The sequence below is a fragment of the Bacillus sp. CH_70 genome, from assembly GCF_038007045.1.
In the GTDB taxonomy this organism is placed as follows: Bacteria; Bacillota; Bacilli; order Bacillales; family Bacillaceae_G; genus Bacillus_A; species Bacillus_A cereus.
In genome coordinates this window covers 2,325,885-2,347,374 of sequence record NZ_JBBOWL010000001.1, presented here as the reverse complement: position 1 = coordinate 2,347,374, position 21,490 = coordinate 2,325,885, and the positions used below count along the sequence as shown (strand labels likewise).

Below are 21,490 nucleotides of genomic sequence, written 5' to 3'. Positions count from 1 at the left end.
TTTTACACCCTCTTCTTTGTTAATTTAAGTAATACTTTGCTTAAGCTTTCTTCCGTAAGATCCTCTGCATCAGCAAAATCTGATACCGTAAAAGCAGACTCTGTTGTTGGTTTATTTATAAGTTGACGGAGATGCCTTAACATACCATCTGCTATCACTTGAATTTTTAATTTAGAAAACTGTTCCCTACTATACATCCAAATAAAATGTAACTTTTCATCTTTCACCATTCCGATAACTTCAATTAGATGAGATGGTTTGGAATCTGGAGCATGATCTAAAAATGTAAATCCTGTCTCTTGCATAAACAAAGAGTCCCTTGAAAACACCTGATCAAATTGGCCCAAATAGTTAAAGCTTATTGAAGGCTTTTGCTGATAAAACGGAAGTAATCCTTTATTCAAGTAACGTAAAATACCATAGTCAACTCCGCGATTTGGAATTCGACGTAACTGTTCTTTGACAGCCTTTAACCCTTCAATAGGTGTCTGAGTTCCTTGAAAATTGAGATGAACGGGATAAATACTCGTGAACCAGCCCACTGTCCTTGATAAATCAATACCTTCAATCATCTCTTCTCTTCCGTGTCCTTCTAGATGAATAGAAACGGTTTGCTGATTTATACAATCAACGATAGCTTGTCCTAATGCCGTTAATAGTACCTCATCAATCCTTGTCTTATGAGTGACTAGAACTTCGTATAACAATGTTTGTGTTTCTTCTATTCCTAGAGTCCTCGTCACTTGATCAATCGATTCCTCTGTTGTTTCTTGTATTGGATAGTCCATTGGAATTTTCATCGTTTCTTTTTCTACTTGTTCATTCCAATAATTTTGTACTTCTTTTGAAATACCCGAATCACTGTATGTCTGGAGTCGTTCAGACCACTCTTTAAAAGATGTACTTTTCGCAGGTAAGCGAACTTCTTGACCTTGTTTCATCTGGTTATATACCACCTGTAAATCTTCCAATAGGATCCTCCATGACACTCCATCTACTACTAAATGATGAATCACCCAGAATATTCGATCATTTCCAGTCAAGTTATCTTCAAAGTACACTACTCTCATTAACGGACCAGTAACTAAATTGAAACTAGCTTGATTAATGTTCATCTCTTCTTGTATTATTTTATTCCACTCTTTTTCATTAACTTGATTACGTTTTACAACATGGAGTACTGACAGCTCATCAGTCCCTTCATTTCTCTGCCTCCACGTTCCGTTTGGTAACTGTTCGTACCGGAAACGTAAAGCATCATGATGTTTCAGTAAATTTAATATCGCTCCCTCTAGTAATTTCACATTCAATCTTTCTTTTACTCTTAAAAGCATTGATTGATTCCAATGCTCTGTATGTGGATGTTCTTGCTCGAAGAACCAGCACTGAATTGGAGTAAGAGGCACATCACCTATCACAATTCCCTGCTCCGCTTGTACTCCCTGCGTTTCTATAGCCACTTGTGCCAGCTCAGCGATAGTTGGGCATTCAAACATTTGCTTTGGAGTAAGTTTTAACCCCACTTGACTTGCTTGAGATATGATTTGAATACTGAGAATCGAGTCGCCACCAATTTCAAAGAAATTATCATAGATTCCCACCTTTTTAACACCTAATACTCGCTTCCAAATGGTAGTCAGTATCTGTTCGTTACTATTCCGAGGGCCAACACATTCACTATTAATCTGCTTTTCCTCTGGCATAGGTAAGGCCTCACGATCAACTTTACCGTTAGCTGTAAGTGGAATAGCTTCCATCGCCACAAATCCCGAAGGAACCATATAACTTGGTAGTTTCGCTTTAAGATACTCTCTCCACGCATCTACATTTCCATCTCCTACAACATATGCTACTAATCTTTTATCGCCCGGCTGATCTTCTCTTACAATTACAACTGCCTCTGTTACAGATGCATATGTATTTAAAGTAGACTCAATTTCCCCAATCTCAATTCTGAAACCACGTATTTTAACCTGATGATCAATTCTTCCACGATAATCTAGATTCCCATCTGGCAAATACCTAGCTAAGTCTCCTGTCCGGTATAATCTTTCTTTCGGATTACTACTAAATGGATGAGATATAAAACGCTCTGCTGTTAATTCAGGTCTATTTAAATATCCACGTGCCAATCCTGCTCCACCAATATAAAGTTCACCATCAACACCTATAGGAACAGGTTGTTGATAAGCATCTAGTATATACACTTCTAAATCGGGAATCCGCTTTCCAATATTACTTCTTGAAGCATGCTGCACATCATCTTGAGTAATTGGATAATATGTAACATGAACTGTAGTTTCTGTAATTCCATACATATTAATTAACTGTGTTTTTTTCTCCCCATACCTTTGAAACCACGGTAACAAGCCAATAGGTTCTAACGCTTCTCCGCCAAATATCACGTAACGCAGCTGCAAATTTTTATTCTTATCTTCTTGTTCACACACTCGTATTAATTGGCGGAATGCGGAAGGTGTCTGATTTAGAACTGTGACTTCTTCCTCCACCAATAATTGATAAAAATCCTTAGGTGATCGACTAATCCAGTACGGAACAACAACTAATTTCCCACCATATAATAACGCTCCCCAAATTTCCCATACTGAGAAATCAAATGCATACGAATGAAAAAGCGTCCAAGTATCTTTTTCGTTAAACTGATACAAACAATCCGTCGATTTAAATAACCGTATAACATTGTGATGCTCTATCATAACGCCTTTTGGATTTCCCGTTGATCCCGAAGTATAGATTACATATGCCAGATTTTGGGGACCGACACTAGAAACCGGCAAAGTCTTACTTTCTTTCCCAATCTCATCTTGATCACGATCCAGGCAAATCGACTCAACATTTTCTGGTAACCAGTTCAATTCTTTTAAACTTTCTTGCGTTACGAATAACTGAATGCTAGCATCTTCTAAAATATATTGAAGTCGCTGCTCTGGGTATGTAGGATCAAGTGGAACATAAGCCCCACCAGCCTTCAAAATCCCTAAAATACCTACAATCATTTCGAGGGAACGTTCAACGCACAGTCCAACTAAAGTATCAGGTCCTACTCCCTTTTTCTGCAGATAATGAGCTAACTGGTTTGCACGTTCATTAAGCTCCTTATAAGTAATTTTTTCTTTTTCATACGTAACTGCAATAGCATTTGGATAAATCATCGCTTGCCGTTCGAACATTTCATGAATAGTTACTTGAGGTGGGACATCCAGTTTAGGATTGTTGAACTCAACTAAACTTTTTCTTTTATCTTCCTCAGAAATGATTTCTATTTCAGCCACCTTCTGCTTTGGGTTTTCAAAAATATTTTCCAGTATCACTAGCATAACGTTAAAGAATCGTTCTATCTCTTCCTTAGAAAATAGCTCCTCACGATAATCAATATGTACATGTAAAGAGTCTATATCAATTAGATTTTCAATATGAACTGCAAAATCTTGTACTTCTTCACGGTTTGGAATCCATAGTGAGTCACCACTTTCATCACGATCCCTATAATCAATCGTAGTTCCGAAAAGTCTCACATTACTGTTATTCTCTTTATTAATCTGCTTTAATAACAAATCAAATGGATATTTCTGATGTCTTAATGATTTACTTTGTTTTCTGGACACTCTACTAATAAATGAAAGTACTTCTTCTTCTGGATCAATATCAATTCTTAAAGGAACTGTACTCACCATCATTCCAATCAATTTTCGTTCCATTTTACTCATACGGTTGCCGTAAGCCATTCCTAAACCAATATCAAGCGATGAGGTCCACCGATACATGGACAACGAAAAAGCAGCAACAAAAAGAGTATATAAACTATTTTTGTAATCTTCAGAAAATTTTTCTATCTTTCTCTTCAAATGTTCCGTTAATATAAACGTCTCACGTGATGCTTTTGTACTAACTTGGTACGTATTATAAGGCTTCAATCCAGTCACAGATGGCAGTGTTTTAAATTCCTCTAACCAAAATTTTTGATCTTTTTGAAAGCGACTACTATTCAAGTATGTTTGTTCGTTGGTCAGAAATTGAACATATGAATTTTTAATTTCGCCTTCCTCATTCTCGTTATGCATGTCATAATAATATTTTGCAATCTGCTCAGTAAATATTTGAATTGATAAACCATCCATAATAATATGATGAACATTTCCAAAGACTGCACATTCATTATCGTTTAATTTTATTAAAGCGAAATAGTATAAATTTGAATTAAATAATGTAAACGTTTCTTTTGTTTTCTGCTCAATCCATTCCTCAAGCAAATTTGTATTCTCCACATTACTGAAATCAAAAAACTCAAATTCTTGTTCTTCATGTTTAGTAAAATATTGTTTCGGTTCCTGATGCCCATTTTCTTTTAACCTAATGCACAGACCGTCATTTTCACTGATAACGCGATTCACAACTTGGTTTAATTTTGAATAATTCATTTTTCGATGAAGTTTAAATAAAAATCTTAAATTACATATTCCTTTATCAGAATGAACGACTTCTGTATACCATATTCTTCGCTGCGGATGGCTTAATGGATAGCATTCCTCATTGGTCATAAAAATCTTCCCTTCAAAAATTATTTGCTCTTATAGGTTCGTGTTTATGTTTAGCCCATAAATATTTCTGCAGTGAAACTCCAATTACTCCAATAATAACAAGCCCAATCCCTCCATAAACATAGAGTTGAGTTACTCCAAACAAATGCACTAATGGACCACTCATAGCAGGAGAAATAATTAGAACTGCGTTTGTTAAACTGCTTTGTATACCAAATACTCTTCCTACTTGATCTTGATCGGATTCTATTTGTAAAATGACTTGATTAGATACAAGCATCAGCCCACTTCCGATACCAGCGATAAAACTAATTAAATAAGCTAAAACGAAGACCGTACCGGGCGTTATCAAACCAATCCCCCCAAAACCAATTCCCATTAAAACCATACCTCCACATACTACCCAGCCATATTGAAATTGTTTTAATTTCTGAGTTAGTAATGCACCAAGTATTCCGCCAAGACCAATAATAGAAATGATATATCCCATTTTACTTTTATCATGTGGGAATAAGCTCTTAAATAAAGTTGGGAATTGTGAGTCTACTAATTGTAATACTGCCATGGCTATTGTAACGAAAATCATGGTTGATAATATTATCCGATTAGATAACACATAACCCCACCCTTGTACCCAAGCAGTCCAAGTACTTTGTTTTTGCTTTTCAACAAATTCTTTCGATATAGTTTCTTTAAATTTTATTGTGGGTATCAGAACTAAGGTAGCTAATAAACAACTTATAGCTCTTATAATGAGGCAGAACTCTGGTTGAAACCAGCTCAGCAACATGCCCCCTATAAGTGGGCCTACTATCTTTGTACCCTGCTCTACTATTCCGTTGATACTTACTGCTTTAGTAAGCAAGTCCGGGGATACAATCTGTCTTGTTAGTGTTTGCTGTGCAGGATAATAGAAAACAATAAAAATGGAACGAATCATTAATGCCACTAAGAGCCAGTGGATATCTTGTACAAATAAAAGAGCAATTGTTATTAGACCAACCATTAGATTACAGAACATCATAATTGGAATTTTTCTAAAACGATCCGCAATAACACCTGCCCATGAGCCAAAAATAATTCCAGGAAGTGCATATGCAACAGGAATCAATCCAATCATAGTAGGATCTACTTCCCATTCAAACCCAACTATAGTCATAATCGCTAACATATCAATAAAAACACCAAGCATAAGCAATGAATAGGCAGAGAAAACTTGTAAATAAACCCTATTTCCTAATAGGCCTTTTGAATCAGTAGTTTTCATAAAAGCAAGCTCCTTAGGTTACTAATATAAACGCTTTTGCGTATAAGGTACCTCTTTATTAAACCTAATTAATCATTATTGACATCTCACCTAGAATTTAACTTCGTCAAAACTCAAACCGGTATTATTTTTCGTATATTTAAAATAGTCAGACAAACGAAAGCGTACCTATTCCTTCATTTTTATATCAACTGTTACAAAATATATCTTTACCTTACACTAATAACAGCTAAACGTTGCCTTAATATAACCCTTTACAGTCGTTTACACATTCAATTCACATCCTTTTTAAAGTTGGCTTTTTTCTATCTCAAATACTATCACACAAATATTTCACCTACTATATTCATAAAGTTGAAATATTTGAATCAGAAAATTCGGATAAAAAAACCAAATCCACAAATCATAACAAACTATTATTTAGTTATATTTTCATTTTATAGTTAGCTTTAACCATAAGGGTATTAAGAATTAAGTTTTTTAATTTTATTAACATAATAGTTTAAAGAGACCGTAAATCCAACTAAACAAAAAAATATACAATAAAGTATATTTTTTCTAATCCTACATATTTTCTATGCAAATTAATTCCAATAACTAAAGTTGATAACAAAAATATAATATTACCAATCACTAATGTACTCATAACAAGAATTGAATAATATAGTATTAATACTTCTGCACCTACTACCTATTCTATTTATTGGATATTTATACTTCAAAAAAATTACACATCATTCACAATTAAGATACATACCCAAAATATGATTTGAACGTTTTATTATATTTTAAGATAATATAAAATCAGTTTTTCTATAAGAGAACTTAATTTTTATGTAGTACGAAACTGTTAGTAATACAGTATATACTAATTTAGTTATAAAAACATTTAAAGACCACCTATTTCCATAAGTGATCTTTCTTTGTGATTCTGTATTTGTGCACTACTGTAGAAATATATCGTAGAAACGCTTTGTTTGCTAAATGTTTAGTTCTTTCCATTTACTAAAAAACATAACTTCATACACTTAATATCATATTCGTTAAATTGCAAACTATTATTTTGCCTTCTGTACAGGCAAACTACTAAAAATTAATTCAGCAACTTTTACATATCCTTTTGAGTTTGGATGAATTAAATCCTTAGACCAAAGCGTATTATCATTAACTAAATGATGATTCCAAAAATCAACATGATGAAGCTTATACTCTCTGCTCAGTGAATGTATAACTTCATTTGCCTCTAATAATTGTTCTTTTATTACTTGTTTTTTTCAGAAGCAAAAGGAAGCCTAACTGTAAAATCTGGAAGGTTTGCTATAATAATATCAGCCCCTGCTTTACTTAATGTATTTATCATAAATTCCATATCGTTCTTATATGCATCGTGATTCCAACGTCCTTTTAAAACATCGTTTGCCCCTGCAATGAGACTAACCAAATCTGGATTAAAAGTTAGCGCTTTTTCCAATTGCTGCGAGCGAATTTCTTTAGTTACTAACCCACGCTTTGCAAAATTGGCATATTCTATATCGTTTTCACACAGTTGAACAAAATGATCTACCCAGCTTTTTAATGCAATTCCCTCAACTTCATCCCCTATCCCCTCTGTAAAACTATCGCCAATTGCTACAAATCGCTTCCACATATGTATTCCCCCTTTATTATTAACCATATCTATACTATACAATAGCTCACACCGTAATTGTTATTTCTAAGTGGTTTTCGATTTCAATTATATTCCACTTTACTATATTTATATTTAGAATCCAAAATTGACCGATTCCTAAGTATACTTAAGAATCGGTCATATTCATATATTTACTAAAGAGATAAAATCTATCTAGAAATTATACTTTTTTCAAAAAATTTATTGTTCTTTGTTTTGCCCAGTTGATACATTTCTTTTCGATTAAATGATATGAAACTATAGAAAAAAGTAGTGTCATTGCAATGCACAAAGTAAGAAGGAAAAAGATAGGTATCTTTGTATACAAAAGTTTAAATAATACCATCATGATTGGAAAATGACACAAATAGATACTGTATGAAATTTCTCCTAAATATACAAATACACTCTTATTTAAAAATGCTTTTACTTTTAGGTTACTCATAGCCATTATAATAAATATACTAACCCCCATTACGACACCCCAATCTTTTAATAAGAAAGTTGTATCATTACGGGAAAAACCATAAATTAAAATGGAATATAAATATAGAATAATCCCTAATGCAATAAGAAATCCTTTTTTAAATTTTTTCATGTTCCTATATGAGTAGATAAGTTTTTCCTGATACTTAAAAAGTAACATTCCAACCATAAACATAGATGTAAAATGCAGTGTATCAGCATAACCATTATAAAATCCTTCAGCTTTCCCAATATGCAACATATTAAGAACAACACTAATTAAAGAAAAGCTCAATGCAAATAGTATCGTTTTCTTCCAATTCAGTTTATAAAAAAGAAGGAATAACAAAGGAAACACAATAGATATACGCATTTCTTGAGCCAATGACCAAATAACTGGATTATAATTTTCCGTAAAAAAGTTATTAAGAAGCACAAAGTGGTTTAGAATATCTAATTTTGTTATAGACCCTTGCCACCTATCATAGAACCAATCCCGTAATCCTACCACTTCATACGACGAAAATAAAATAAATAAAACAAAGGTAACGATTATCCAAAAATAATAAGGAATATAGATTCTTACAAATCTCTTAATTAAATATCCCCAATAATTTGTTTTTGAATGATAAAGTGCCATAGATAACACAAAACCACTTAGTACATAAAAAACGATAACAGCTTCCCCACCCGCCCATAAAAACCTAAGCGGGGAAAATTTAATAGAATTAGGCAACGATGGTAGCATTAAGCAAAAATGTCCAAATACCACAGTAAGTGCCGCTAACCCTCGTATGGAATCTAATTCTTTTATTCTCTTACTCATAAAATGTTCTCCTTGTAAATTGTAAATTTTGCTGTTCATAAAGGCCAATATAAGAATGTAGTGGGAGAATTGTACATATTCTTTCTTTAAATTCCTAATATAAGCAGTATAAAGTTAATTTGACCTCCATTTCTTTATATACATAATGTAAAACAAAATATTTAATACAAAGAAAAGATTTTATTAAATTTTTATAAAGTGAAACATTTAGTTGTATCCTATAAAATTAGCTTTTTACTATATCAATCGCACTATCCCACATACCACTAAAAAAAGATCCTGTTTTACGTATAAAACGTGTAAACCAATTTGCTTGTTCCACATCAGATTTTGTTACAAGGTCTATTTGTAATGATTTACCTGATAAGAACCCAGGATCTGTAGTATCTTTAGGCGAGATAATCATTTTACTAATTGTTACACCTTTTTTAATAGGCACTTCTTGTTTTTTATTCAATACTTTAAATTCTTTTTTATAAATGTCTTTATTGCCCTTCGGCATTGGAAGTGAAACAGCTTGCTTCGTTTGAACTACTACATCTTTGTCTTTTGCATTTGCTACTCGCACTGTTTCATGCCCTTTTACTACTGAATCTTTTCTGTAGACATTCTTCACTTCAAAATTCGCAAATCCATAATCGTATAATTTCTTTGTTTCATCAAAACGTGCCGTATGAGATTTTGCTTTTATCACTACAGAAATTAGGCGCATACCATTTCTTTCTACTGTACCAGTGAAACAATCTCCCGCTTCTGGAGTCGTTCCTGTTTTCAAACCATCTACACCTTCATATTGCTTAATTAAACCTTTTAACATCCAGTTAAAGTTCGCCATATCAATTGGATATTTACCACCCTCTTGGAATGTTTTTTTAGGAATTTTTGCTGTATTTAATATTTGGGGGAAATCTTGAATAAGACGTTGTGCTAAAATTGCACAATCCCTTGCAGACATTTTATTTTTCTCGTCTAGAGTTGTCCCTTCTGGATGATATCCTTTTAAATCGTGATTTGTTAAGCCTGTAGAGTTTACAAATTTATAATCTTTCATTCCAAATTCTTTCGACTTATCGTTCATCATTTTTACAAAGTTGACTTCTTTACCAGCAATCTCTTCAACTAAAGCAATTGTTGCACCGTTTGCAGAGTAAATTGCCATTGCCTCATATAACTCTTTTACCGTATAAGAGCCACCATTTTCTAATGGAACGTTTGATAATGAGCGATCTTGCGAAATCTTATGTGCATATTCAGAGATTTTAACTTTTTGATCCCATTTAAGTTTTCCTTTATCCACCGCTTCATGAACTAAGTATTCGCTCATCATTTTTGTCATACTAGCAATTGCCAATGATTCATCTGCATTTTTTTCATATAAAATTTTCCCGGAATTTGCTTCTATTAAAATTGCTGATCCTGCTTCAACCTCTATAGCAGAAACTGTTTCCGCTGCTGCTCTTCCAAATGTAACGAACATGCTACAAAATAGTGTAAGCACTGTTACTATTGCAATAAATCTCTTGCAAAACATACCTTTCACTTCTGTTACCTCCAATATTTTTATACTCAAAAAAAGCGTTATTCTAACATAATCTCAAAAAATAGACAGTGTTCTCAAATTGTATATACATATAAGACATTAGAATCGCTTTCATATAGACCATCTCATCCGACACTTTTAGGTGCCCTAATACTTTGTATTCCCACACATATCACTATTTTTAATCCCCTTATATTTTTCAAAATGATTCGTACTTTCATATTTTTTAGGATTACAATTAATAGACAATCTAAATAATACATTTGTTCCACATGTACAAAAAATAAAGTGAAACTTTAATCAGTTGTGGTCTTACTGCCCGTTAATGCTTTATTAGCTATCAAGGATTTTAATTACTCAATTCAGCTATTTGCTAGACTTATATTAGAGATGAATTTTCTTTAGTCTAAACTATTAGTTTTTTGTAATAAAAAAACTACACCCTATACTGGATGTAGTTTTTCTAACAGATTTATTTATTTTTCACTTCATTTTTATAAAAAGCAAATAATGGTTCGATGGATGGACTAGATAACAGCGGAATTGCCTTCTCAATCAATTTCCTATCCCAATCAAACCAACGCATTTCCATTAACATGTTTATTTCTGTATCAGTGAATCGTTTCTTTATTTCCTTAGCAGGATTTCCACCAACTATTGTATACGGCGGAACATCTTTACTTACGACAGATCCTGCAGCAACAATTGCCCCTTCACCAATAGTAACGCCAGGCATTATTATAGCATTCATTCCAATCCAAGCATCACTTTTTATGACTGTATCACCCTTAGGTTCATATGATTGTTCAATTTGCTCAGCGAATGGATATACTGTAATCCATTCTGAGTGATGATTATGGTTACCACCCATTAAAATGACTACTCCACTTGCAATGCAAACATAATTCCCAATAATGAGTTTATCAAGATACCATCCCATCTGTTCAATTGGATTGAAAAGTGCTTGAGACTTAGCATCCCCCCACAAATACCTTACACAGCCATCTTCAAAATTTTGATGACTATAATAGCCTGAATAATAGGAGTACTCTCCCACTTCAATGAGTGGATTTGTTACTATATCTTTTATATACTTTGTTTCTGACCAATGATTAAATAATGGATACTTCATAACTTTATTCCTCGCTTCTAAGTATTATATATTTTGCTATTTACTTAGAAGCTTACTACGACAGCTACATTTTTTAGCTTTCTCAAACGACGAATCATTATCTTCAAGCCTTTCTTTTATACTAAAAAAAGCATAACGCAATACATTACACTAGTCAAATTGTGTAATTTTGAACACATCTTAAACAGCGTAATACTGCAATAAGAACATGAAAACACTCTAACTTTGATCCAAATAATATATTGATTACATTCAGTTTATATTTTGTAAAAAAATTTTAATTGCCATGACAAAGCAAACAATAACCACTATTGGTCGTATTAATGCCGTCCCTTTTGTAAGCACCATCTTCGCCCCAATATATGATCCTATAATTTGACCAAGCATCATAATCAATCCAATTGTCCAATCGATTTGGCCAAAAATAATAAAATACAACAAAGCAGCGAAATTACTTGTAAAATTCAAAATCTTAGCATTTGCAGTTGCCCGTGTAGCACTATATCCACATAAGAGAATGAACGCTAAAGCAATCAAGCTACCTGTTCCAGGGCCGAAGAAACCATCATAAAATCCAAGTAACGGAGCCACTGTTAACGCAAACAACAACATACTTATTTTTCTCGGTCGATCTTCGTTTGCTATATTTGGAGATAATAGAAAATAAAGACCAATAATAATAAGTAAAAAAGGTAATATCATAATTAGATATTCTGCCCGTATCTGTAAAACAAGCCATCCACCGAAAACGGATCCAAAAAAGGTCATTAAGATGGACAAACGCATATCTTTGAGATTAATTTCTTTCTTCTTAATAAAAATCATTGTTGCCATGAGGGTTCCGCTACTCCCTTGTAGTTTATTAGTTGCTATCGCTACAGAAGGAGACATACCTACTAATAACATTATCGGGATAGTTATCATACCACCGCCCCCAGCAATTGTATCTATCCATCCTGCTAATACAGCTACTAAAAATAGTAGTATGAGTAATTCAATAGTAAAATCCATACAAAGAATAGGGGCAGGCTTGAGCTATTATAACCCAAACCTCCCCATCGCCCCTCCTCTCTTTAAACTAGTTAATGATATCTGTAAAGTAACTTTCTTTCTGATCACGTAATCGGCTGGAAACGTACTGCCTGCAAACAATTCTTCTTCCGTACTTATTATCTCCAATCGGGATTTTATATTCTTCCTCAGATAACCTTTCCCTACCATGAGTTACATTTGTTTGTTTATCATAGTATGAATTTGGAATAATTAATAAATCTTCAGATGTAAGTGGAACCTTATAAGTGGGCGTTGTTCGTAAGAGTTCTAAAAATATGTCAAATTTCAATTTTTCTTCTTCACTTTCTCCCACATAAATCAATCTATTTTCTGCTCCATTCAAACAAGTTGCAATAATATCACCATTATCATCCAAAAATATAATTTGGTTTATTTCCCCTACAAATCCAGATATTTCACCATCCGCCATTCCTGCGATATGAGCAATAGGCATTTTACTTATCGCCAATATATCATCTTTACTGAAGTGATTTTCTTCAAGATGCTTTTGAAGTAATTTTGGCGTTCCAATATGAGTTTGAGTTTTTAAATTTAACACTCCTTTTAATAAAAGAGCATCAACTCTAGTAAATTTTCCACAAGTAATTTCAGACACTATTTGTTCCACGGATTTATTAAGTCTATTTGATACAATTTCTAAATTCGTATTGAATGTTTTCAATCTTGCTTCAATATCTGATTGGTCTTTCATATCTGTATACACTGTGGCATCGTTATGTTGATAAAAGTTCCCACCACCGGTGCTTGCACCGACATTTCGCAAAACTTCATCGTTGTTCAAAGGGGAAATGAGGTGAAATCTATTTTTCCCTGCATGTTCGGATGGGTGAATTAAAGCATCATAATTAAAAAGTGTGGCGAATAGCCATGTGACCCATTCTGCATAAAAATATTTTTTCATTCTATCGTCTTCGTCTTCACCATAATTAAAACCTTTGCGATTCTCCCCAGGTAATAGGGTTTCCATAGGATCACATGGAATATTTTTAATAAGAGTAGGTGGTACGTTCCCACCACAATTCGCAACTTTTATCATATGTAGTAGTTTTTTCATGTCTGAATTCGAAGTTTTCTTTAAATAATCAATCAAACAATTAAGCCACTCTCTTGAAAAGCTTGCAGCTATTTCTTGATCACAAGTATAAGGATTATGAGTTTTTAATTCATGGTCTATTAGATTCTTCATTTTATCCTTCAATACATTAGGAATGCTAATTTCTTCGATTTCTGTAATCTGCAGTGTTCCTTTATTCATTATAAAACCTCCGTTGTTTTATTTTTTCACACCATATCTTCTATTGAATGAACTACCTACTTCTTTTTTGCTCCTTTGCTTTTCTTCAAAGCTATTAGAACTACCAATTTACAAATAAAAAACGTGGAGTATAAGAGATTTCTTCTTAGTCACATTTCCCCCACGAATCTCCGTTAAATTGGCAAATTTAATTTGAAAATCTGATTCATTTTCTAAAGTTTTCCTGAGTTTAAAATCAGAATTTTCAAGATAAATATATTAACACTAAAAATATAACACGAAACCAAAAAATGTAAATGAATAGTTTTTTTATAAAAAATAGTCAGACTATTCATAACGTAATTCGTATTTCATTGAACCAACTACGGCCTCTCAATTTTATTGATAACAATAAAAAGGTCCCCTAAATGGTGATAGAGGACCTTTTTCCAAGTATATTCTATTTTAAATTTCTTACTTACCTTTTATTTTAAAAGATATTGCTGTAACTTCTTTATTAACAGTTCCATCCCGTTTGGACTTACAATAATCTTCCCATTCGCTAACGAAATATTGCTGTCTGAAATATCCCCTGTAAGTGTACAAGCTCTTGGTGATTGATATTTTCGTAAAATAATCTGGTCCTCTTCTATAAACATTTCAAGAGAATCTTTTTCTACAATTCCTAAACTCCGTCTTATTTCCATTGGAATAACAATACGCCCCATGCTATCTGCTTTACGAGTAATTCCTCTTGATTTCATAAAATGCCACCCTTTATATTTATCTAATATTACGGTATTTATTTTAGCAATAAATAACAATTAGGAATAGTTCGTATTACAGTACTTTTTTTAGGAATAAATACCAATTAGGAATAACTTATGTTAGAATTATTTCTTGTTTATTCTTGATTTTTAATATATTTATCCTTGATCATTTTTATATATTGTTTTCTTTCTGTTAATTCAAATATAAATAATGCCTTTTTTATGTATGTTAAACCAACTTCATTAGAGTGCTGAACTTTTAATAAAATTGCACCTTTTTCAAAAAACAATTCACCTAATAAGTATAAAGTATTCATATTTATAGCTAATTTTATGCCTATTTCACTATACTTTATTGCTTCTTCATATTGATTTGCAAGGTGTAAACATTTTGTTAACGTATGAATGAGTCTTAATTTGATTTCTTTTTCTCTAGGGAATTCTATCTTATTAAAATTAATTAAACTTTGTTTTAATATATTTATGCTTTTCTCATAGTCTTCATTTTCTGCATGTATTATAGCAATTGAATTCATTATGCTTATTTCTTTTTCTGATAAAAAGTTACTACTACTTAAGGTTTGTTTTAGTGCTCTATTTAAAATGTCAAAAGCATTAATTGTTGCTCCATTTACATAATATATAGCAATCGCTTCATGCCATAATAGAAATTGTTTATCTTCTTTTGATTGGAAATTATTTTCGTTTTTCTCTTTTTTCACTATTTCGTAAAGCTCATTATATTCTTTTTGTTTCACACAATCTCTCATTACACATTTTACATTTTCAATATATTTTATTTTTTTGTTTTTCGTTAGCGCAAATATATAATTTGGATCAATACCAAGTCTTTCAGATAATTGATACAACAATATGCTAGATGGATAACTAATACCTTTTTCTATCTTACTAATTTGGCTTTGTGAACATATTCCATGACATAATTCAGATTGTGACATGTTTTTTTTCTTTCTAAGTTCTTTAATAATAATACCAAGATTGTAGAATTCCATCTTTCCTCCCTCAAATGTAACACTTTATGAGTATAAGAATATTTTCCAACTTTTAATGTAATGTAAAATTAATATAGTTACAATTACTAACTATATGGATTTATAGTTTCTTTTACAAACTTGTATCACAATACGAGAAATTATTAAAATATGGCTCACTAATAATTAATGGGAGTTTTATTCATCATCACTGATTATTAGTCCACTCCAGGTAGGCTTTTACAGGGAGTCCGACTTCTTTGCCACATCTAAATTTTGAGGTGGGAGTCTTACTACCCGCAAATAGCCAGATTAAAATAAATATGGTTTTTCACCTTTATTTCTTTTAATAGTTTCTTTTGATTTTTATATAGATAATTTCGAAGGAGCGTATTTTATGAAAAGAATGTTGACCGAAAGAGAGTTAGAAGTGGCTATTTATGTAGCAAAAGGATTTACAGATGTAGAAATTTCAAAAAAAATATATGTTACCCCTCGAAGAATTTCAACGATAATTAATCATATTAAAGAAAAATGGCATATTAATTCTAGAGTGGAATTAGGTATTTTAGTTTATCATTATGGTTTTATAGATGCACCCTTATTTTCAAATAAAGAAAATCATTTATTCGAAAAGGTTGCACAATAATTGGCCAAGTATAATGTGTTCATTTACAAATAAAAACAGAAAAGCCGCTGAACTTTTATTATTTAAGGTAATTCTGTATTTTGAAGGTGATGGGCATGTATGGATTGCTAAAAGAAAAAATATAGATTGTATTTAGATATTTTAGTAAGAATGATTGTACCAGAAACTTTTAAAACCCCAATAATAGAGGACTCTTTGGATGTTTTATTGAAGGGATTCAAACGACTTTTAAAAGGTAAAAACATACCTTTAGACAATGTTTCTTCTTCAACAGCAAGTATAGCTTTTAATGTAGAAAATCCATCCATTTTGATTAAGCTTTTTTCAAAAAGGGTGGGTTTCTTCAGTTTATAGGAAAGGTATACTTAACTCATAAAAATTACAATAAAATAGGTAAAAATACCATCGCATCTTTACCTATCCTATAGATAAACAGGTTTTCATAAGAAATAGAAAACTCCACTGAACACTATAAATATATTATTTTAAATTAATTGGTTGTTGTTGAGTAATACAATGGATCATACCACCATTTTTATAAAGCTCTCTTACATCAATCCCCACAACTTTACGATCAGGATAAAGTTTTTGAATCATCTCATTTGCTATTTTATCATTAGGATCATTATAGTTAGGAACTAAGATAACTTGATTCGCTATATAATAATTAATATATGAACCTTTATAATCAAGCTGCTTCCCATTTTCTAATGTAACATTATTCTTGCTTAGCGGCAGATATACATACTTGTACTTATTCCCCTCAGCATCTTTTGCCTGCAACAACTTGTTAATATCTTTATCAGACGTTCCCCATTCAGCTAAATCTTTTTTGTTTAATGTTATAATAGTAGATTTATCGTGGAATTTTGCAAATCCATCAATATGAAAATCAGTAATATCTAAGTTAGGTACTCCATCTAACCAAATAAAATTTGTTACCCCAAGGTCACTAATATATTTTTCAATATCTTTTTCTGACAATTTTGCATTTCTATTTTTATTCGTCACAGCACTTCTAGTCAGTAAAGCAGTTCCATTACCATCTAATTCAAATGCGCCACCTTCAAGAACAAATTTATTCCAATCAATTCTTTCAATTCCTAACTGTTTACTAAGATTCTCACGAAGACGAGCATCTTTCTTATATGGTGTTTTCTTTCCCCATCCGTTAAATCCTGGGTCTAATATCTTTAGATTTTTGTCATTATCATAAACAAAAATTGGTCCAGTATCTCTCGCCCATACATCGTCAGTAGGTGCGATAAAGAAATCAATTTTCTCCATATTTACCCCGTGATCTATTAAAACCTCAGTAATTCTTTCTTTTTCTTCTTGATCAAATGCAACAATATGAACTTTTTCGCCTTTACTTAAAGCATTTGTCATTTGAATCCAAATTGGCTCTACTTCTTTCTGATATTTTTGCCCATATGTAAATTCATGAGGCCATTGTAGCCATGTTCCTTCATGTTTGTTTTTTTCATCTGGCATTGTATACTTTCCTACTTGTTTTCGCACCTCTACTTTCTTCATATCTTTTCTTTGCGTTTTTTCAATTTCCTTCGCCTGAACTTTCTCAATCCCCTTCCCTAGAGCATAACCACTGAAAATAGATGTGGTTAGTATAGCACTCATACACAAATTCGTTATTTTTTTCATTTCTTAACCTCCTTTTCTGTCTTACTGTAAACCTTTACATAGTGTGAAGGTCAAGCTTTTCCGTTTGAATTATTTAAATATTTTAAATGTGAAGTGTAATTTGAATCGAACTTTATACAAAACAAGTAAGAATCAACTATTTCTACTATAATCATCATTTTTTCATAAAATCTTACACTCTTTTCTTATGTTATTCTTTTTATACTATGTACTGTATTATTTTCGAAAATAATACAGTACATGAAATTTCATATTAAATACATATTCATTTATTTATTGATTTGTTTATTCAGTTTATATTTAACTATTCAAAAGCAGTTACAATTCTCTCTTTCATTTTCTGTAATACTTCACTGCTCAATACTTTTTGACCAGCAGGAAGTTTTAATATGGCAGCGGCACCTTTACTAAGGTATATTTCTTGATCATTATTTTGATTTACTACCAATATTCCTTGTCCTTCAAATTCGAAATAACTAATATCTTTTGTTTCATTTGTATTATTCTTTATTGCTGTATATAATCCATATAAATCTTTACTTCTATTTTCTCCGCCCGTTCGAATCGGTTCAATATCATTCGCAACAATTAGTCCTTCTGGCTGCTCACCCTTCATAATAAACCACAGCTTTTCATTTGTTGGTAATAGTAAATTCTTAAATTCAGAGCTATTTAAAATTTGCTGTGCTGGAATTGTTGCATAGATTGGTAACGAAAATGGAGATGTTGTTATTTTTTCAAAACTTAAATTTTCAGAAGAACTTCCCTTACTATATTGATAATCTTTTAATGCGATCGATTGTACTGATTCACTTTTATTTTTTGATGCATAACTAATTTTACTAGCGAAAATAATAACGGTCATTAAGCACATGCACGGTATCACAAGCTTAAGTAGTTTTCCCATTTATGAACCCCCGCTTTTAATATTATTAGTTTGCATGGATATTATAAACAGTTTCACTCCACCAAAAATTATTATTGTTATGGAACGTACTGAAATTATGATTATAATGATCACCATACCAAGGGTCCATGTACGTTATATAATCTGTTCCATTTGTCCCTTTATAAAATCCATCAAGTACTAGAAAGTGTCCGATGTTAGCTCCATTTTGCCACATAATGAGTGCAATCATCGGCTGATTACTATTAATTTGACTTTTGAACCAATCATATGATTTTGCTCCAGAACTTATAGCTGAGCTAACACCATATCCTGATAAGCCATATTGTATTTCACGTGAAGTTGCAGGATTATTATATGATCCACCCTTAACATACCTAACGTACTGATCTTGTGAAGAAGTTTTCCCAAAATAATTTAAAACTGAAACCGAAGTGCCTGCCCAACACCAATTTGATCTTTCTTGTAATATGTTAGGTACAGATAATTTACGATCTATTGATATATTTGGAGGATTTCCATTAATATACGCTGACGTTACATATACTTTTTTTCCATCTTTAAAATAATAAAACCAACGATTATCTAAATTTCCTGTCCAGTAATCTTTAACCGCTTCACCATACTCCCATCCTTTAAAAGATACTGTTGTATTTCCGGGAATCACATCTACAATATTTGCATTCAAACTTTTTGCCTCTCTAACATTAACATTCAATGGAGCAGTTGTTCCTGTAAATTCAACTTCCTCTGCTATTATTTTCTGAACACCAATAAAACTAAATGTGAAGAACAATAAAAACATACAAACAATAAAATGCTTTCTTCCCTTCATTTCTCCACCCCTTCATCAGTACTAAAAAACATCAACAATTCATCCTTATTAATTGTTCAAGCTTAATATTACATACTAACGAAAAATGACTTCTCATAAAGTGAAACTTTGATCAGTAGTGGTTTTATTCATCCCCCACTGATTGTTAGTTAAACCAATCGGGCTGCTCTGCAAATAGCGGGATAAATTCCAATACAAAAAAGGAGCCTATAAATTTTTATAGGCTCCTTTTCATTTCGTCGTTATTACTTAGCTAATTCTTTTGTACCCTTCATTACATCAATGAAGAATCCCCAGTTATTCACTACAGAAGAGATACTGATATGTTCATCTGGAGTGTGGACGTTAAAAATGTCTGGTCCGAATGAAATTGCATCTAATTCAGGCATTTTTTGAACGAATGCGCTACACTCAATCCCCGCATGCACAGCGAAGATTTCAATTTCTTTATTGTATTTTTCTTGATGCACTTTTTCAAATAAATTACGAATTTGTGAGTTTGGATTGTATGGCCATTCTGGATACTCTGACTCTATTTCAAATGTAGCACCAACTAATTCAGCAATATATTTGATTTCTTCTGCAACATGTTGTTTTAAACTACTTACAGAACTTCGCACTTCGTTACGTAATTTAATTTCATCTTGCAACGTTTCAATAACGCCTAAATTTGTTGAGCTTTCTACAAGACCTTTAATATCCATGCTCATACTTTGAATGCCATTTGGAATTAAGAATACTGATGAAATAAGCTGCTTTTGTGTCTCTTTAGCAAATACTTTTTCAACTTTTTCATCCAATTTTGTCAGTGTAACATGAACATCTGGATCAACAGCACGCATTTCTTCTTGTAATACACGTGTCCATGATTCTAGTTTTTCTTCTACTTGTCCTACATCTTCTGTACGAATTAAAAGTGTAGCTACACTTTCACGCGGAATTGCATTCGTTTTTAATCCGCCGTGAACTTCACTTATGTTAAACTCCGTATGTGCCGATAAATCACGTAATACTCGTCCTAATACTTTGTTCGCATTACCGCGTTGTTTATCAATTTCCATACCAGAATGTCCGCCTTTTAGACCACCAACATATAGACGGTATGCATCCATATTCGCTGGCGTTTCATCCCAAATTACGGGAATTGTTTCAACAGCTTTCGCACCACCTGCACTACTTACAAGTAATTTATGATCTTCTTCAGAATCAATATTTATAAATATCTTTCCTTCAAAATGATTTGGATCAATAGCAAAAGCCCCGCCCATTGTCGTTTCTTCTTCAGTAGTGATAACGACTTCAAGTGCTGGATGCGTAATTTCTTTTGAATCTAATAAAGCTAATGCATACGCAACTGCAATACCATTATCAGCACCTAAAGTTGTTTGATTTGCATATAACATATCCCCAATGATTCTTAATTCAATTGGATCTTTTTCAAAATCATGTACTGTTGCTTGATTTTTTTCGCAAACCATATCCATATGACCTTGAATAATAATAGCTGGTACATTTTCATAACCAGCTGTTGCTTCTTTTTTAATAATGACATTTAATGCTTCATCTTGAATGACTTCTAAGTTACGCTCTTTTGCAAAGCCCACTAAATAATCACTAATTTCCTTTTCATTACCTGATCCTCTAGGAATCTTTGAAATTTCTGCAAAATGATAAAATACAGGGTGCTTTGTTAATTGTTCTAAAGTAGAATACATTTTTCAAGCTCCTTTCAAAATGAAAAAATAGTATGTAAGTCTTTTATCATTATACCATGATTCATTATTTTACCTTTCTTTTAACTTTTATTGTTCATTTTATGTAAAACACTCTTACAACATTGTAAGGGCATTGTAATCTATATCGATTTTTCTCATTTAATAATAGCCGTATACTTTTTAAAGAAACACAT

Annotated in this window: 14 protein-coding genes and 1 pseudogene; 1 reads left to right on the top strand and 14 read right to left on the bottom strand. The window is 32.1% G+C overall.

Annotation, left to right across the window (positions count from 1 at the left end; translation table 11 throughout):
• Positions 1-2: 2 nt before the first annotated feature.
• The 10 genes and pseudogenes from N2V79_RS12025 to N2V79_RS11980 all read right to left on the bottom strand — a co-directional run bounded on the left by N2V79_RS12025 (position 3) and on the right by N2V79_RS11980 (position 15,549).
• Positions 3-4,559, bottom strand: a complete 4,557-nt coding sequence (locus N2V79_RS12025) for an amino acid adenylation domain-containing protein (RefSeq protein ID WP_340719894.1) — start codon at positions 4,557-4,559, stop codon at positions 3-5.
• 13 nt (positions 4,560-4,572) lie between these two features.
• Entirely contained in the window at positions 4,573-5,826 is a 1,254-nt protein-coding gene (locus N2V79_RS12020) for an MFS transporter (protein WP_000858613.1), read from the bottom strand.
• 1,058 nt (positions 5,827-6,884) lie between these two features.
• Positions 6,885-7,474: pseudogene (locus tag N2V79_RS12015) on the bottom strand (SGNH/GDSL hydrolase family protein).
• A 202-nt stretch (positions 7,475-7,676) separates the two neighbouring features.
• Positions 7,677-8,825, bottom strand: a complete 1,149-nt coding sequence (locus tag N2V79_RS12010) for an acyltransferase family protein (RefSeq protein WP_088024106.1) — start codon at positions 8,823-8,825, stop codon at positions 7,677-7,679.
• Between the two features lie 187 nt (positions 8,826-9,012).
• Positions 9,013-10,326, bottom strand: a complete 1,314-nt coding sequence (locus N2V79_RS12005; RefSeq protein ID WP_071729962.1) for a D-alanyl-D-alanine carboxypeptidase family protein — start codon at positions 10,324-10,326, stop codon at positions 9,013-9,015.
• A 472-nt stretch (positions 10,327-10,798) separates the two neighbouring features.
• Positions 10,799-11,458, bottom strand: a complete 660-nt coding sequence (locus N2V79_RS12000) for a CatB-related O-acetyltransferase (RefSeq protein WP_340719893.1) — start codon at positions 11,456-11,458, stop codon at positions 10,799-10,801.
• Between the two features lie 252 nt (positions 11,459-11,710).
• Positions 11,711-12,469: a TSUP family transporter gene (locus N2V79_RS11995; protein WP_254488528.1), complete on the bottom strand. Its 759-nt coding sequence runs from the start codon at positions 12,467-12,469 to the stop codon at positions 11,711-11,713.
• A 67-nt stretch (positions 12,470-12,536) separates the two neighbouring features.
• On the bottom strand, positions 12,537-13,787 hold the full coding sequence (locus tag N2V79_RS11990; protein WP_098678374.1) for a hypothetical protein: 1,251 nt from the start codon (positions 13,785-13,787) through the stop codon (positions 12,537-12,539).
• Between the two features lie 464 nt (positions 13,788-14,251).
• Entirely contained in the window at positions 14,252-14,530 is a 279-nt protein-coding gene (locus tag N2V79_RS11985) for an AbrB/MazE/SpoVT family DNA-binding domain-containing protein (RefSeq protein WP_254488534.1), read from the bottom strand.
• A gap of 140 nt (positions 14,531-14,670) precedes the next feature.
• Positions 14,671-15,549, bottom strand: a complete 879-nt coding sequence (locus N2V79_RS11980; RefSeq protein ID WP_340719892.1) for a helix-turn-helix domain-containing protein — start codon at positions 15,547-15,549, stop codon at positions 14,671-14,673.
• A 376-nt stretch (positions 15,550-15,925) separates the two neighbouring features.
• On the opposite strand from N2V79_RS11980, the gene N2V79_RS11975 reads away from it, so the two are divergent.
• Positions 15,926-16,177, top strand: a complete 252-nt coding sequence (locus tag N2V79_RS11975; RefSeq protein ID WP_000827555.1) for a response regulator transcription factor — start codon at positions 15,926-15,928, stop codon at positions 16,175-16,177.
• A gap of 480 nt (positions 16,178-16,657) precedes the next feature.
• On the opposite strand, the gene N2V79_RS11970 is transcribed toward N2V79_RS11975, so the two are convergent.
• From N2V79_RS11970 to pepD, 4 genes are all read right to left on the bottom strand, one after another.
• A complete protein-coding gene (locus N2V79_RS11970) occupies positions 16,658-17,839 on the bottom strand; it encodes an agmatine deiminase family protein (protein ID WP_340719891.1) in 1,182 nt (393 codons plus the stop codon).
• Positions 17,840-18,143: 304 nt separating this feature from the next.
• Positions 18,144-18,746, bottom strand: a complete 603-nt coding sequence (locus N2V79_RS11965; RefSeq protein ID WP_053564489.1) for a hypothetical protein — start codon at positions 18,744-18,746, stop codon at positions 18,144-18,146.
• 25 nt (positions 18,747-18,771) lie between these two features.
• Positions 18,772-19,581, bottom strand: coding sequence for a papain-like cysteine protease family protein (locus N2V79_RS11960; RefSeq protein WP_340719890.1), 810 nt, complete (start codon positions 19,579-19,581; stop codon positions 18,772-18,774).
• Positions 19,582-19,826: 245 nt separating this feature from the next.
• Positions 19,827-21,296, bottom strand: a complete 1,470-nt coding sequence (gene pepD / locus N2V79_RS11955) for a beta-Ala-His dipeptidase (protein WP_340719889.1) — start codon at positions 21,294-21,296, stop codon at positions 19,827-19,829.
• Between the last annotated feature and the right edge of the window lie 194 nt (positions 21,297-21,490).

Bases quoted from the DNA above. Each gene is read 5' to 3' on its own strand.
- N2V79_RS11975 (WP_000827555.1), top strand. From the start codon at position 15,926: ATGAAAAGAATGTTGACCGAAAGAGAGTTAGAAGTGGCTATTTATGTA.
- N2V79_RS12025 (WP_340719894.1), bottom strand. From the start codon at position 4,559: ATGACCAATGAGGAATGCTATCCATTAAGCCATCCGCAGCGAAGAATA.
- N2V79_RS11980 (WP_340719892.1), bottom strand. From the start codon at position 15,549: ATGGAATTCTACAATCTTGGTATTATTATTAAAGAACTTAGAAAGAAA.
- N2V79_RS11965 (WP_053564489.1), bottom strand. From the start codon at position 18,746: ATGGGAAAACTACTTAAGCTTGTGATACCGTGCATGTGCTTAATGACC.
- N2V79_RS12000 (WP_340719893.1), bottom strand. From the start codon at position 11,458: ATGAAGTATCCATTATTTAATCATTGGTCAGAAACAAAGTATATAAAA.
- N2V79_RS11990 (WP_098678374.1), bottom strand. From the start codon at position 13,787: ATGAATAAAGGAACACTGCAGATTACAGAAATCGAAGAAATTAGCATT.
- N2V79_RS11985 (WP_254488534.1), bottom strand. From the start codon at position 14,530: ATGAAATCAAGAGGAATTACTCGTAAAGCAGATAGCATGGGGCGTATT.
- pepD (WP_340719889.1), bottom strand. From the start codon at position 21,296: ATGTATTCTACTTTAGAACAATTAACAAAGCACCCTGTATTTTATCAT.
- N2V79_RS11960 (WP_340719890.1), bottom strand. From the start codon at position 19,581: ATGAAGGGAAGAAAGCATTTTATTGTTTGTATGTTTTTATTGTTCTTC.
- N2V79_RS11995 (WP_254488528.1), bottom strand. From the start codon at position 12,469: ATGGATTTTACTATTGAATTACTCATACTACTATTTTTAGTAGCTGTA.
- N2V79_RS11970 (WP_340719891.1), bottom strand. From the start codon at position 17,839: ATGAAAAAAATAACGAATTTGTGTATGAGTGCTATACTAACCACATCT.
- N2V79_RS12010 (WP_088024106.1), bottom strand. From the start codon at position 8,825: ATGAACAGCAAAATTTACAATTTACAAGGAGAACATTTTATGAGTAAG.
- N2V79_RS12020 (WP_000858613.1), bottom strand. From the start codon at position 5,826: ATGAAAACTACTGATTCAAAAGGCCTATTAGGAAATAGGGTTTATTTA.